The organism is Pseudooceanicola sp. (assembly GCF_041987405.1).
GTDB lineage: Bacteria > Pseudomonadota > Alphaproteobacteria > Rhodobacterales > Rhodobacteraceae > Pseudooceanicola.
The window spans coordinates 517,233-529,828 of the sequence record NZ_JBHIWR010000001.1; the positions used below are offsets into that span (position 1 = coordinate 517,233).

The 12,596-nt window shown below is 66.0% G+C and carries 15 protein-coding genes; 5 read left to right on the top strand and 10 right to left on the bottom strand.

Annotation, left to right across the window (positions count from 1 at the left end; all coding sequences use genetic code 11):
* Positions 1-49 precede the first annotated feature (49 nt).
* Both ACFC2Y_RS02495 and ACFC2Y_RS02500 read left to right on the top strand, forming a co-directional pair.
* Positions 50-775, top strand: coding sequence for an MlaE family ABC transporter permease (locus ACFC2Y_RS02495; RefSeq protein ID WP_375173742.1), 726 nt, complete (start codon positions 50-52; stop codon positions 773-775).
* Positions 772-1,518 (top strand): ABC transporter ATP-binding protein, encoded by a 747-nt coding sequence (locus ACFC2Y_RS02500; RefSeq protein WP_375173476.1) that lies wholly within the window; start codon positions 772-774, stop codon positions 1,516-1,518. The genes ACFC2Y_RS02495 and ACFC2Y_RS02500 overlap by 4 nt, the downstream gene beginning before the upstream one ends.
* A 42-nt stretch (positions 1,519-1,560) precedes the next feature.
* On the opposite strand, the gene ACFC2Y_RS02505 is transcribed toward ACFC2Y_RS02500, so the two are convergent.
* From ACFC2Y_RS02505 to ACFC2Y_RS02535, 7 genes are all read right to left on the bottom strand, one after another.
* On the bottom strand, positions 1,561-1,932 hold the full coding sequence (locus tag ACFC2Y_RS02505; protein ID WP_375173477.1) for a hypothetical protein: 372 nt from the start codon (positions 1,930-1,932) through the stop codon (positions 1,561-1,563).
* A 2-nt stretch (positions 1,933-1,934) separates the two neighbouring features.
* Positions 1,935-2,576 carry an SDR family NAD(P)-dependent oxidoreductase gene (locus ACFC2Y_RS02510; RefSeq protein ID WP_375173478.1) on the bottom strand — a complete coding sequence of 214 codons (642 nt, stop codon included), beginning with the start codon at positions 2,574-2,576 and terminating at the stop codon, positions 1,935-1,937.
* 57 nt (positions 2,577-2,633) lie between these two features.
* On the bottom strand, positions 2,634-2,888 hold the full coding sequence (locus tag ACFC2Y_RS02515) for a hypothetical protein (protein WP_375173479.1): 255 nt from the start codon (positions 2,886-2,888) through the stop codon (positions 2,634-2,636).
* A gap of 150 nt (positions 2,889-3,038) precedes the next feature.
* Positions 3,039-4,520: an amidophosphoribosyltransferase gene (gene purF / locus ACFC2Y_RS02520; protein ID WP_375173743.1), complete on the bottom strand. Its 1,482-nt coding sequence runs from the start codon at positions 4,518-4,520 to the stop codon at positions 3,039-3,041.
* A 198-nt stretch (positions 4,521-4,718) separates the two neighbouring features.
* Positions 4,719-5,273, bottom strand: coding sequence for a CvpA family protein (locus tag ACFC2Y_RS02525; RefSeq protein WP_375173480.1), 555 nt, complete (start codon positions 5,271-5,273; stop codon positions 4,719-4,721).
* Between the two features lie 22 nt (positions 5,274-5,295).
* Positions 5,296-6,660: a DNA repair protein RadA gene (gene radA, locus ACFC2Y_RS02530; protein ID WP_375173481.1), complete on the bottom strand. Its 1,365-nt coding sequence runs from the start codon at positions 6,658-6,660 to the stop codon at positions 5,296-5,298.
* Between the two features lie 32 nt (positions 6,661-6,692).
* Entirely contained in the window at positions 6,693-7,142 is a 450-nt protein-coding gene (locus tag ACFC2Y_RS02535) for a paraquat-inducible protein A (protein WP_375173482.1), read from the bottom strand.
* 250 nt (positions 7,143-7,392) lie between these two features.
* Between ACFC2Y_RS02535 and surE the strand changes: the two genes are divergently transcribed.
* The 3 genes from surE to ACFC2Y_RS02550 all read left to right on the top strand — a co-directional run bounded on the left by surE (position 7,393) and on the right by ACFC2Y_RS02550 (position 10,115).
* The gene (gene surE / locus ACFC2Y_RS02540) at positions 7,393-8,175 is read left to right on the top strand and encodes a 5'/3'-nucleotidase SurE (RefSeq protein WP_375173483.1); all 783 of its coding nucleotides are present in this window, start codon (positions 7,393-7,395) and stop codon (positions 8,173-8,175) included.
* Entirely contained in the window at positions 8,172-8,822 is a 651-nt protein-coding gene (locus ACFC2Y_RS02545) for a protein-L-isoaspartate(D-aspartate) O-methyltransferase (RefSeq protein WP_375173484.1), read from the top strand. The genes surE and ACFC2Y_RS02545 overlap by 4 nt, the downstream gene beginning before the upstream one ends.
* A gap of 66 nt (positions 8,823-8,888) precedes the next feature.
* Positions 8,889-10,115, top strand: a complete 1,227-nt coding sequence (locus ACFC2Y_RS02550; RefSeq protein ID WP_375173485.1) for a peptidoglycan DD-metalloendopeptidase family protein — start codon at positions 8,889-8,891, stop codon at positions 10,113-10,115.
* Positions 10,116-10,195: 80 nt separating this feature from the next.
* On the opposite strand, the gene ACFC2Y_RS02555 is transcribed toward ACFC2Y_RS02550, so the two are convergent.
* Genes ACFC2Y_RS02555 through tatB form a run of 3 tightly spaced genes read right to left on the bottom strand, consistent with a single transcriptional unit; the run spans position 10,196 to position 12,592 of the window.
* Complete coding sequence (locus tag ACFC2Y_RS02555) at positions 10,196-11,038, bottom strand: ATP-binding protein (protein ID WP_375173486.1); 843 nt, start codon at positions 11,036-11,038, stop codon at positions 10,196-10,198.
* Positions 11,031-11,963, bottom strand: a complete 933-nt coding sequence (tatC, locus tag ACFC2Y_RS02560; RefSeq protein ID WP_375173487.1) for a twin-arginine translocase subunit TatC — start codon at positions 11,961-11,963, stop codon at positions 11,031-11,033. Before tatC ends, ACFC2Y_RS02555 begins: the two co-directional genes overlap by 8 nt.
* A complete protein-coding gene (gene tatB, locus ACFC2Y_RS02565) occupies positions 11,960-12,592 on the bottom strand; it encodes a Sec-independent protein translocase protein TatB (protein WP_375186394.1) in 633 nt (210 codons plus the stop codon). The genes tatC and tatB overlap by 4 nt, the downstream gene beginning before the upstream one ends.
* Positions 12,593-12,596: the final 4 nt, after the last annotated feature.

A 12,596-nucleotide genomic window follows, 5' to 3' on the forward strand; every position in this document is an offset into this window, starting at 1 on the left:
CGCGCGGTTCCTCGGCGGGATCGGGGCGCAGGTCCTTTCGCTCCTCGCGGTGGTGGGCCGGGTGTCGATCTATGCCGGGCAGGTTCTGCGCCATGTGGTCATGCCGCCCTTCTACGGGCGGGAATTCCTGAACGCGCTCTTGAACATCGGCTGGCTGTCCCTGCCCGTCGTCGGGCTGACGGCGGTCTTCACCGGCGGCGCGCTGGCATTGCAGATCTACGCGGGCGGCTCGCGCTTTGACGCGGCGGCGGTGGTGCCGCAGATCGTCGCCATCGGCATGGTGCGCGAACTGGGCCCGGTGCTGGTCGGGCTGATGATCGCGGCGCGGGTGACCTCCTCCATCGCGGCGGAAATCGCGACGATGAAGGTGACCGAGCAGATCGACGCGCTGGTGACGCTCTCGACCCATCCGATGAAATACCTCACCGTGCCCCGGGTGCTGGCCGGGCTGGTCACCGTGCCGCTGCTGGTCGGGATCGGCGACATCATCGGCATCTTCGGCGGCTATCAGGTGGCGGTGCGCTCGCTCGGCTTCAACTCCGCGACCTATCTGCAGAACACGGTGGATTTCCTCGAACCACTCGACGTCATCTCGTCGCTGGTCAAGGGCGCGGCCTTCGGGGTGATCGCAACCTTGATGGGCTGCTATTCCGGCATGAATTCCGGCCGCGGGGCGCAGGGCGTGGGGGCGGCGACGAAATCCTCGGTCGAGGCGGCCTCGGTACTGATCCTCGCGGCGAATTTCATCCTGACGGGGGTGTTTTTCTCGGCATGATCCGCTTCGACGATGTTCATAAGGCCTTTGGCGCCAACCAGGTGCTGCGCGGCGTGACGCTGGAGGTGCCCAAGGGAGAGTCAATGGTGATCATCGGCGGCTCGGGCACGGGCAAGTCGGTGGCGCTGAAATGCGTGCTGGGCCTTGTGACGCCAGACAGCGGGTCCATCCTCGTGGACGGCAAACCGGCAACCACCGGGGATCGCGATGCCTTCCTGGCGCGCTTCGGCATGCTCTTTCAGGGCGGGGCGCTCTTTGACAGCCTTCCGGTCTGGCAGAACGTGGCCTTCCGCCTGCTGCGCGGCGCGCTCAAGCGCCCCAAGGCGGAAGCGCGGGAGATCGCCATCGAAAAGCTGCGCCGCGTCGGGCTGACCCCGGATGTGGCCGACCGCTTCCCGGCGGAACTGTCGGGCGGAATGCAGAAGCGCGTCGGCCTAGCCCGGGCCATCGCCGCTGAGCCGGAGATCATCTTTTTCGATGAACCGACCACCGGGCTCGACCCGATCATGGCCGGGGTCATCAACGACCTGATCCGCGAGATCGTGGTGGAAATGGGCGCGACGGCGATGACGATCACCCATGACATGACCAGCGTGCGCGCAATTGCCGACCGGGTGGCGATGCTGCACGGGGGCAAGATCCGCTGGACCGGTCCGGTGTCGCAGATGGACAGTTCCGGCGATCCCTATCTCGACCAGTTCATCCACGGCCGCGCCGAAGGCCCGATCGAGGCGGTGCGCTGACGCGCCTTTCTTTTTTGCCGGAAATGTCCCGGGGCAGCGCCCCTAGTCCAGTTCCTCCAGCCGCAGGTGGATCATCCGGTCGACCACGGCCTGCGCCGGCAGGGAGCCGAGGCCGAGGTGCAGGGCGCTTTTGGTCTGGCTCATGCCGCGGGTCTCGGTGCGCATCCGGGCCAGCACGGTGCCTGAATGCGGATAGAGCGCCAGATGATCCTTCCAGGCGGCATAGCCCAGCAGCATCTTGCCCTGCCCCCGGCCCGACAGGATGCGGAAGCCGGGCATGCCGTAGGACATCACCTCCTCCACCGCGATGCCAGCATGGGCGATCCGTGTGGCCAGAAACGCCCGCAGCGCCCGCAGGGCCCGCGCCTGTGCGGCGGGCTGTTCGGCGATGTAGCTGGCGGGCGTGTCGGCCATTTTCAGAGGATGAGCGGGAGGAGGCGCGCGGCCTCCTGATCAGGGTGCACCAGGGCGGAGCGATCCTCGCCGGGATAGAACCGCGCGCGGGTGGCGGTCGGCATGGGCTGGGGCGACAGGATTTGCACCCGGGGACCGGATTTCGCGGTTTCCGCCGCCCAGGCATGGGCCAGGGTGATCTGCGCCGCCTTGGTCGCGCCATAGGCGCCGTGGAACTTCTGATCCTTGGCCGCATCGTCGAAGAAGACCGCCTGCCCCTCGGTCCCGAGGAGCGCGGCGATATAGGGGATCAGGTGGCCCAGGGCGGTCACATTGGTTTCAACCGACTTGGCCCAGTCCTTGGCATCCATATGCGCGGCGGGCGACAGCGGCGCGGCATGAACCGCCGTATGCAGCCAGAGCGCGGCGCCACCCCATCTGTCATGCACCGACCGGCACAGCTGCGCCATGGCATCGGCCTTGGTCACATCCATTGGCGCCAGGGTCGCCTGACCACCCGCCGCCTGGATCGCATCGTCCAGCTCTTCCAGCGCGCCCACGGTGCGGGCGACGGCAACGATATGGTGGGTCGGGGCCAAGGCCTTTGCGAGCGCGGCCCCGAGGCCCCGCGACGCGCCGGTGATGAGGGCGATCTTGTCGGTCATGCCGGCGGTTTGGCGGCTTTGTCGGACACCGTCAAGAGAGGCCGCACGCCGCAGGGCCTATTGGCCGGGCATCGTCAGGGTCTGGACCATGCCCAGATTGACCATCTGGACCATCCCGGTGGCGATCGCCTGCACCCGCGCCGTGCCGATCCGGTCTCCGGGCGCGACCTTGCGGATGGCGCCGTTCGAGGTGCGGATCAGGGCGCGGGGGCCCTCGGGTTCGACCAGGGTACCCAGGAGGGCGGTTGAGCTGAGGTCCAGCGCGCCCTTTTCGGTGGCATGTCTGGAAACGGGTTCGGGTGTATCGACCATCGGGGGCTCTCTGCGATCTTGTCATGCGCGATATGCGAAGGGCGCGATCTGCCTGAGGACCAGGCAAAAGGAAACCCTCATCTCGCAGGTGCAGCATAAGGCGGCAGATCGTCGCCGATCCCCCCCTTTCAGGTCGCGAAAGGCGCCGGTTTACTCGGCGGCCTTCAGCTCAAACCCCTTGTTGATCATGTCCGAGGGCGCCACCGGATATTCGCCGGAGAAACAGGCGTCGCAATACTGAGGGCAGTTGGCATCGCGCCCCTCCACCGCGCCCACGGCCCGATACAGGCCATCCAGCGAGATGAACTTGAGGCTGTCGACGGCCAGATGCGCGCACATTTCATCCTCGGACATGGTGGCGGCCAGCAGCTTTTCTCGCTGTGGCGTGTCGACACCGTAGAAACAGGGCCAGGCGGTCGGCGGGCTGGCGATGCGGAAATGCACCTCGGCCGCGCCGGCATCCAGGATCATCTCCTTGATCTTGCGCGAGGTCGTCCCGCGCACCACCGAGTCGTCAACGAGGATCACGCGCTTGCCCTTGATCAGCGCCCGGTTGACGTTCAGCTTCAGCCGGACGCCCATGTTGCGGATTTGCTCCGTCGGTTCGATGAAGGTCCGGCCCATGTACTGGTTGCGGATGATCCCCATGGCATAGGGGATGCCCGATTCCTGGCTGAAGCCGATGGCTGCGGGGGTACCGCTGTCGGGCACGGGGCAGACCAGATCGGCGTCCACCGGGGCTTCGCGGGCCAGTTCCACACCGATCTGGCGGCGGGTTTCATACACCGACCGTCCGCCGATGATGCTGTCGGGGCGCGAGAAATAGACATGTTCGAAGATGCAGAAGCGGGGCGACTGCGGGCGGAAGGGAAAGCGCGAGTCGACGCCCTTTTCGGTGATGACGACCATCTCGCCAGGCTCGACCTCGCGCACGAATTCGGCCCCGATGATGTCCAGCGCGCAGGTTTCCGACGACAAGACCCAGCCATCGGCGACCTTGCCCAGCACCAGTGGACGGACGCCAAGCGGATCGCGCACGCCGATCAGCTGCGTTTCGGTCATGGCGACGACGGAGAACGCACCCTCGACCCGGCGCAGCGCATCTTCCATCCGGTCGGGGATATTGCGCTGCAGCGAGCGAGCCATCAGATGGATGATGCACTCGCTGTCCGAGGAGCTCTGGAAGATCGCCCCGCGTTCGATCAGCTCCTTCCGCAGGGCATCGGCGTTGGTGATGTTGCCGTTGTGCGCCATGGCTGCGCCGCCCATGGCGAACTCGCCAAAGAAGGGCTGGACGTCGCGCATGGCGGTCTGACCCTTGCTGCCAGCGGTGGAATAGCGGACGTGACCGATGGCCAGGGGCCCGGGCAGCGTGTCCATCAGCGAGGCGGAGGTGAAGTTGTCGCGCACGTAGCCCATGCGGCGAGCGGAATTGAAGCCCTGCGCCGGATCGTGGCTGACGATGCCGCCCGCCTCCTGCCCGCGATGTTGCAGGGCGTGCAGGCCGAGGGCGACGAAGCTGGCCGCGTCGGTCACGCCGACGACGCCAAAGATGCCGCATTCCTCTTTCAGCTTGTCATCGTCCCAGGGCAGTTGGGGCAGGTCTTTGCCGGAGGTGATCTGGGGACTGATCTGAGTGGGGGTCACAGTGGCAGGGGTCTTGCGGGACAAGGCGGTCTCCGAATCCGTTCGCTTCCTTGGGGCCGTCATAGGACGAACGGCCCCCAGTGTCACGAAAGGATCACAATGCCCTGTCCCAAAGAGAGGGATCGTGATCGCCCTGCCCGGTCCTTGCGCGACCACGGGACGGATCGCCGGGGGTAGGCGGGGTTACTGAGCGCAGGTGCCGATCAGCTGTTCATACTGCTGCGTTACCCAGCCAAGCGCCTGCTCTGGGTTCTCGTTCTCGATCTTGCCGGTCAGCTGACCGAAGACCTGGGCGGAGCGGGAGTTGTCGACCATCTCCGTATGCTGGGCCGAGAAGATCGTGTTGTAGACGAAGAAGGCAATCGCGACGAGCAGCAGGCCGCGCGCCACGCCGAAGAGGAACCCGAGCGCCTGATCAACGCCGCCAAGCGCCGACTTCTGCACCACAGAGGAGAAAAGCGGCGTGAAGAGCGAGGCGATCAGCAGGACCACGGCAAAGACGGCGGCAAAGCCCGTGATCATCGACAGTTCGCAGTTGTCGGAGATGAAGGGACCGATGAAGGGCACTTCCTTGACCAGCGGCGCCACCTGCGGCGCGAAGATGAAGGCCAGGATACCCGCGGCGATCCATCCGCCGATCGCCAGCGCTTCGCGCACGATGCCGCGCGAATAGGCCAGCAGTGCCGACAGGACGATCACCACCGCAACCACGGCGTCGATGACTGTGAAACCTTCCATCTTTTCGTCCTTTTTGCTGCGCCTAACCTGCGCCGAACACGTCCCCCACGACCGCCGTCAGATCCGGCATTTCGCGGAGTGTCATCCCCCCGAAGCCCGAGATCTTGCCCCCGGCCGGGGCTATGGCGGAGGAGAAACCAAGTTTCGCCGCTTCTTTCAACCTGTTTTCGGTCTGACCGACCGGTCTGAGCGCGCCAGAGAGAGAAATCTCGCCAAAAACCACACACTCCGCGGGGAGCGCCGCATCCTCCCGCGCGGACAGCAGGGCGCAGGCCACGGCAAGATCGGCCGCCGGTTCGCCCACTTTCAGCCCGCCCGCGACGTTGAGGTAGACGTCCAGCCCGGCAAAGGGGATGCCGCAGCGCGCTTCCAACACCGCCAGGATCATGGCGAGTCGGCCGCCATCCCAGCCCACGACCGTGCGGCGCGGCTGGCTGTGCGGTGTGGGGGCGACAAGGGCCTGAAATTCGACCAGCACGGGGCGCGTGCCCTCGATCCCGGCAAAGACCACGGATCCGGGGGCGGGCGTGCCACGTTCGCTGAGGAACAGGGCGGAGGGGTTGGTGACCTCGGCCAGACCGCCGCCGGTCATCTCGAAGACGCCGATCTCATCCGCCGGGCCGAAGCGGTTCTTGACGGAGCGCAGGATGCGGAACTGATGACCGCGCTCGCCCTCGAAATAGAGAACCGTGTCGACCATATGCTCGACCACGCGAGGGCCGGCGATCTGGCCTTCCTTGGTGACATGGCCGACAAGGATCACCGCCGATCCCCGCCGCTTGGCAAAGGTCGTCAGCTCCTGCGCCGTGGCGCGGACCTGGCTGACCGATCCGGGGGCGCTGTCGACATTGTCGGACCACATGGTCTGGACGGAATCGATGATGACGAGGTCGGGCCGCTCCTTGTCCAGCGTCGTCATGATGTCGCGCAGGGAGGTTTCGGTGGCCAGTTGCACCGGCGCATCCGTCAGCCCAAGGCGGGCGGCGCGCAGGCGCACCTGGGCGGAGGCTTCCTCGCCCGAGATGTAGAAGGTCTTCAAGCCGCTGGAGGCAAACCGCGCGGCTGCCTGCAGCAACAGGGTCGATTTGCCGATGCCCGGATCGCCGCCAACCAGGATCGCCGAGGCCGGCACCAGCCCCCCGCCCAGCACGCGGTCCAGTTCTTCCATCCCGGAGGGGCTGCGCGGTGGCGGGGCCTCCTTGGCGGAGAGGTCGGTGAGGATCAGCGACCGGCCCCGCGGCCCCTTGAGCGCCTTGCCCGGCCCGGCAGAGAGCGGCGCCTCCTCGACCAGTGAATTCCATTCGCCGCAAGCGTCGCATTGCCCGGACCACTTGGGAAATTGCGCGCCACAGGATTGGCAGGTGTAGGATATCTGGGGTTTGGCCATGGCAGATGTTGTGCCTTAGCGGGGCACAGTGGTCAATCCGGCGTCTTCGCGCCGACATGTTTGGTCCAGAGCGACAGTCCAAGCGAGGCCAGCACGCAGCCGGTGAAAAGATAAAGGCCCCAGGCCGTTTCGACCCGCCCCACGCCCATCCCCTTGGCCAGGGTGATGTAGAGCGCGATCAGGAAGACATCCGCCATGGCCAGCCGTCCCAGCCATGTCAGCGGGGCCAGTGCGGCGCGCGGTCCGCGCCCGGTCTGGATCATCGCCAGCGCGATCGTCTTGCCCATCGGCGCGACGAGGGCGAAGAGTGCGACCAGCAGGGCGAGGACGAGATCGGTTTCCCAGAGCGAGGCGATGCCCGAGAGGACGGAGATTTCCGACAGGCCGAAAAGGGGCAGCAATCCGGCGCGGACCAGCGGGGCAAACCAGGAAACCGGAAAGAGGATCAGCAGGGAGAGGTTCAGGTAGAGGGCTAGGCGCATCGGGTCGTCCGGTGGTTTCCGGGAAGAGATGGGGGTTGGGTGGCTTGAGCGCCAGCCGCGCAGCCTGCCAGAGCCGCGCATCAACGTCGATCCTGCATTAAACCTTCAGAAACGGTTACAGCTTCAGCATCGCAACTGCTGCCTGAATTCTGGAGGCCGCGATCCTCCGGCACACCGCTCCCCCACCTCCCGCCTTGCCCGCCCCTGCCCCGGATTGTATGGAGAGCAAAACAGAGCAGCGGGGCGCGCCATGCGAATTCTCATCACCAATGACGACGGTATCAACGCGCCGGGCCTTGCCGTGCTGGAGGATATCGCAACCGACCTGGCCGGCCCCGATGGCGAGGTCTGGATCGTCGCCCCCGCGTTTGAACAATCCGGCGTCGGGCACAAGATTTCCTACACGCACCCCTTCATGCTCTCGAAGATGAGTGACCGGCGCTATGCGGCGGAAGGATCGCCCGCCGATTGCGTGATGGCGGGGCTGCACGAGGTGCTGAACGGTCACAAGGTCGATCTGATCCTGTCGGGGGTGAACCGGGGCAACAACTCCGCCGAGAACGCGCTTTATTCCGGCACGCTCGGCGGGGCGATGGAGGGGGCGCTGCAGGGCTACAAGGCCTTTGCGCTGTCGCAGTACCTCGGCCCGGACAACTTCAACATCGAGAACCCGTTTGAAGGTGCGGCCGCCCATGGGGCGGAGGTGATCCGCAAGATCCTGGCGGCGGAGCCGAAGGACAGCCAGGACTACAAACTCTTCTACAACATCAACTTTCCGCCCTGCCCCGCCGCGGATGTGGCGGGGGTGCGGGTCGCGCCGCAGGGCATCCGCCCCTACACCAGCTTCGGGCTGGAACCGCACCTGTCGCCCTCGGGGCGCAAGTTCCTTTGGATCCGCGGCACCGACCAGCGGCAGCGCTCGGCGGAGGGGACGGATGCGGCGGTGAACCTGGAAAACTACATCTCTGTCACGCCGATGCGGGCGGACCTGACCGCGCATGACGCATTGGAGCCTCTGAAGGCCATCGAATGACCGACGACAGCATCGCAGAACGCAAGATGCAGTTCCTGTTCACCCTGCGCACGCGCGGGGTGACCGACAAACGTACGCTCGCCGCGATGGAGAAGGTCGACCGGGGGGAGTTCCTGCGCGGCCTCTTTGCTGAACGCGCCTATGAGGACATGCCCCTGCCCATTGCCTGCGGGCAGACGATTTCCCAGCCCTCGATCGTCGGGCTGATGACCCAGGCGCTGAATGTCGATCCGCGCCACCGGGTGCTGGAGGTCGGGACCGGGTCGGGCTATCAGGCGGCGGTTCTGGCGCAGATGGCGCGGCGGGTCTACACGATCGACCGCCACCCCAAGCTGGTGAAGGACGCCGAGGCGATTTTCGACCGCATGGGTCTGGGCAATATCACGACCTTTGCGGCGGATGGCAGTCACGGGCTTCCCGATCAGGCGCCCTTTGACCGGATCATCGTGACGGCGGCGGCAGAGGACCCTCCGGGGCCTCTCTTGGCTCAGTTGAAGATTGGCGGTATCATGGTATTGCCTGTTGGCCAGTCCGATACGGTGCAGAGCCTGATCCGCGTGACGCGGACAGAGACCGGGTATGAGTATGAAGAGCTTCGGTCAGTGCGGTTCGTCCCTCTGGTCGAGGGTATGGCGCGAGACGACTGAGGGCGCGACAGGCGCCGCATGGGTAGCAGAGCCCCGGACAACGGGGACGTGTGAGGGATAGAGCAGATGCAGGACAACACTGGGATGTCGGCCCAAAGGGGCCAGGTGTGGCGCATGTTGCTGGCGGGGACGGCGGTCTTGGCGCTGACAGCCTGTCAGAACGGCTTCGACATGGATGTGCGCGGCGGACTTGGCGGGTTTTCGACGACGGACGCCGCGCGCCAGGCCACGGTGGACCGGCCGAGGCCGGACGATCGCGGTGTGATTTCCTACCCCAACTATCAGGTGGCCGTATCCCGGCGCGATGACAGCGTTGCCGATGTGGCCCGCCGGGTCGGGGTCGATGCGCAGCAACTGGCCGACTACAACGGGTTGCGGGTGGACGATCGCCTGCGCAATGGCGAGGTGCTCGCCCTGCCCTCCCGCGTGGCCGAACCTTCGCCCGCGACCGGCGCGACCGGCACAGGTCCGATCCTGCCGCCGGGACAGGTCGATATCGGCTCGATGGCCGGGGCGGCGATCGACCGGGCGGGCGACCAGCGGGTTGCGGTGGAAACCCTGCCGCCCGCGGAGACCCGCATGACGGGCGCGGAACCAGTGCGCCACAAGGTGGCGCGGGGCGAGACCGCCTATACGATCTCGCGGCTCTACAATGTCTCGGTCCGGTCGCTGGCCGACTGGAACGGTCTGGATCAGGACTACACGATCCGCGAAGGGCAATTCCTGTTGATCCCCGTCGCGGCCGAGACCGCCGCGGTGGCCCCGGTGCAGACCCAGCCCCCGGGGGCTGGATCGCCCACGCCCGTGCCACCAAGCGCCAGCGCCCCCCTGCCCGCAGAACAGACCCAGCCGGTGAACACGCCCGCGCAGACGCAGAGCGCCGCCGCCAAGCCCGAACCCTCCGCCGCGCCCGATCTGGGCCAGACGCAGAGCGACGGGCCCAAGACGGCCATGGATTATCCGGTGAAGGGCCGGATCATCCGGGATTTCCAGAAGGGCAAGAGCGACGGCATCGACATCGCCGCGGATCGCGGCACCGCGGTGCGGGCGGCGACCAACGGCACCGTGGCGGCGATCACCTCCGATGCGGATAACGTCCGGGTCATCGTGCTGCGCCACGAGGGCAAGCTGCTGACCATCTATTCGAACGTCGACAATATCGTCGTCAAGGAGGGCGCGAGCGTGTCGCGCGGGCAGAAGCTGGCCGAGGTGCGCGGTGGCTCCTCGCCCTATGTGCATTTCGAGGTGCGAAAGGGGCTGGAGGCGACCGACCCCATGGACTACCTGCGATAGGCTTCAGGGCTGCGATAGGGTTCAGGGGGCTCCGCCCCCGGCCTGCGGCCTCCCCCGGAGTATTTTCGGAAAGGTGAAGATCAGCCGATCTTGACCCCGTGACGGCCGGCCAGATCGGTGAAGAACTGCCAGGCGACACGGCCTGAGCGCGCGCCGCGGGTGGCCTGCCATTCAATCGCCTCGGCCCGCAGCGTGTCGGGATCAATCTTGAGCCCGTGGGCGGCGCAGTAGCCGTCGATCATGGCCAGGAAATCATCCTGATCACAGGGATGGAAGCCGAGCCAGAGGCCGAAGCGGTCGGAGAGGGAGACCTTTTCCTCCACCGCTTCCGCCGGGTTGATGGCCGACGACCGCTCGTTCTCGATCATGTCTCGCGGCATCAGGTGGCGGCGGTTCGAGGTGGCGTAGAAGAGGACGTTTTCAGGCCGCCCGGCGATCCCGCCATCCAGCACCGCCTTGAGCGATTTGTAGTGCTGGTCGTCATGGCTGAACGACAGGTCGTCGCAGAAAAGCAGGAAACGATGTTCCGAGGCCCCGAGGATCTGCATCAGCCGGTCGACCGTCGGCAGGTCCTCGCGCTGAAGTTCAACGATCTTGAGCGGCAGGCCTTTGGCCAGCACCTCGGCATGGACGGCCTTGACCAGGCTGGATTTGCCCATCCCACGCGCGCCCCAGAGCAGGGCATTGTTGGCAGGCAGACCGCGGGCGAATTGCAAAGTATTGGCCAGCAGCGTGTCGCGCGACCGGTTGATCCCGACCAGCAGGTCCAGCGCCACGCGCGAGACGCGCGTCACCGGGTCCAGCCGCTCCGGGGCGACCTGCCAGACGAAGGCATCCGCGCCGTCGAAATCCGGGCTGTCCAGCGGCGCGGGGGCCATACGCTCCAGCGCGTCGGCGATGCGGGTCAGGTCGGTCTCAGTCATTCTTGCGGCCGGTACCGTCGTCTGGTGCGCTGTCTGCCGGGTCTTCGGCCATGGCGGTATCCGCGGCGGCCTCGGACTCCATCACTTCATCCTCGTCGTCGAAGTAGCCCTCGGCGCGCAGGCGTTCATCGCGCTTTTTCTCGACACGGCGCACGAGCCAGATGGAGATTTCATAAAGGCCATAGACCACGACGAAGAGGATCACCTGGGTGATGACGTCGGGCGGGGTGACGAGGGCGGCGAGCACCAGAATGGCGACTACCGCATATTTGCGCACATTGCCCAGCCCCTCGGAAGAGACGAGCCCCGCCTTGCCCATCAGCGTCAGCAGCACCGGCAGCTGGAAACAGAGGCCGAAGGCGACGATGAACTTGATGGTGAGCGAGAGGTATTCCTGCGCGGAGCCCTGGAAGGCGATACCGGCGATGCCGTTGTCCGTCGCCTCGTCGCCCAGCACCGATCCGGGCTGCTGGAAGCCGAGGAAGAAGTCGAAGGCCAGCGGAGTGACGACGTAGAAAGCGAAGGAGGCGCCGAGGAAGAACATCACCGGCGAGGAGATCAGGAAGGGCAGAAAGGCGCCCTTTTCGCTCTTGTAGAGGCCGGGCGCCACGAAACGCCACATCTGCAGGGCGATATAGGGGAAGGACAGGCAGAGCCCGCCCAGAAGCGAGATCGAGATGGCGACGAAGAATCCTTCCTGCAGCTTGATGAGGATCAACCCGCAATCGCCGGTCTGGCCACGGGCCGCCATGGCATCGCAGAGCGGCTGCGTCAGGAAGTTGAAGATCGGGTTCCAGACGGTGAAGCAGATCACCATGCCGATGATGAAGGCCACCGCCGAATGAATCAGCCGGGTGCGGAGTTCCGCCAGGTGTTCGATCAACGGGGCGGAGCTGTCTTCGATCTCGTCGTCTGCGGTGGTCATGCCTTGTCCTGGCCCTCATCCGGGGCGGCGGCGGCCGATTTGGCTGCTGTCTTTGCCGTCTTCTTCGCCGCGGGCTTGGTGGCCGGTTTTGCCTTGGCGGCCGGTTTCGCGGCGGTCTTGGGTTTGGCCGCGGGCTTGGCCGCAGCGGTACCGGGTGTCTCGGACGCGGGGTCGCCCTTGGCCTTTGCGACGGCCTTGCCCAGGGCGTCGGACTTGTCCGCCTTTTCGGCCTGGGCCGCCTTTTCCGCCTCGGCGGCTTCGGCATCAAGGCGCTTCTGGGCCTTTTCGGCGGCGGCGTTTCTGATCTTTTCGGCGTTCTCGGCGCGATCCTTGGCCAGCTTGCCGGTCTCGCTATCGGGATCCCACTTGGTGAAATCCGTCGCGTCCTTGACCTTGTCGAGCCCATATTTGGCAGGATTGGACAGACCACGGAGCGTATCCGTGGCCTCTTTCACGCCGGACTGGTCGGCAGCATCCTCCATGGCGCGGGAAAATTCCCGTGCCATGCCGCGGGCCTTGCCCACGAATTGGCCCATCGACCGGAACAGGACCGGAAGGTCCTTGGGACCGACCACGATGAGGGCGACGATGCCGATGACCAGAAGCTCGGTCCAGCCCATGCCGAACATGGTG

What these genes read in the sequence shown, in the direction of transcription:
- ACFC2Y_RS02545 (WP_375173484.1), top strand. Translation starts at nt 8,172, where the DNA reads ATGACCGACGACAGCATCGCAGAACGCAAGATGCAGTTCCTGTTCACC.
- tatC (WP_375173487.1), bottom strand. Translation starts at nt 11,963, where the DNA reads ATGACCACCGCAGACGACGAGATCGAAGACAGCTCCGCCCCGTTGATC.
- tatB (WP_375186394.1), bottom strand. Translation starts at nt 12,592, where the DNA reads ATGTTCGGCATGGGCTGGACCGAGCTTCTGGTCATCGGCATCGTCGCC.
- surE (WP_375173483.1), top strand. Translation starts at nt 7,393, where the DNA reads ATGCGAATTCTCATCACCAATGACGACGGTATCAACGCGCCGGGCCTT.
- ACFC2Y_RS02525 (WP_375173480.1), bottom strand. Translation starts at nt 5,273, where the DNA reads ATGGAAGGTTTCACAGTCATCGACGCCGTGGTTGCGGTGGTGATCGTC.
- ACFC2Y_RS02555 (WP_375173486.1), bottom strand. Translation starts at nt 11,038, where the DNA reads ATGACTGAGACCGACCTGACCCGCATCGCCGACGCGCTGGAGCGTATG.
- ACFC2Y_RS02510 (WP_375173478.1), bottom strand. Translation starts at nt 2,576, where the DNA reads ATGACCGACAAGATCGCCCTCATCACCGGCGCGTCGCGGGGCCTCGGG.
- ACFC2Y_RS02535 (WP_375173482.1), bottom strand. Translation starts at nt 7,142, where the DNA reads ATGCGCCTAGCCCTCTACCTGAACCTCTCCCTGCTGATCCTCTTTCCG.
- ACFC2Y_RS02515 (WP_375173479.1), bottom strand. Translation starts at nt 2,888, where the DNA reads ATGGTCGATACACCCGAACCCGTTTCCAGACATGCCACCGAAAAGGGC.
- radA (WP_375173481.1), bottom strand. Translation starts at nt 6,660, where the DNA reads ATGGCCAAACCCCAGATATCCTACACCTGCCAATCCTGTGGCGCGCAA.
- ACFC2Y_RS02505 (WP_375173477.1), bottom strand. Translation starts at nt 1,932, where the DNA reads ATGGCCGACACGCCCGCCAGCTACATCGCCGAACAGCCCGCCGCACAG.
- ACFC2Y_RS02550 (WP_375173485.1), top strand. Translation starts at nt 8,889, where the DNA reads ATGCAGGACAACACTGGGATGTCGGCCCAAAGGGGCCAGGTGTGGCGC.
- ACFC2Y_RS02500 (WP_375173476.1), top strand. Translation starts at nt 772, where the DNA reads ATGATCCGCTTCGACGATGTTCATAAGGCCTTTGGCGCCAACCAGGTG.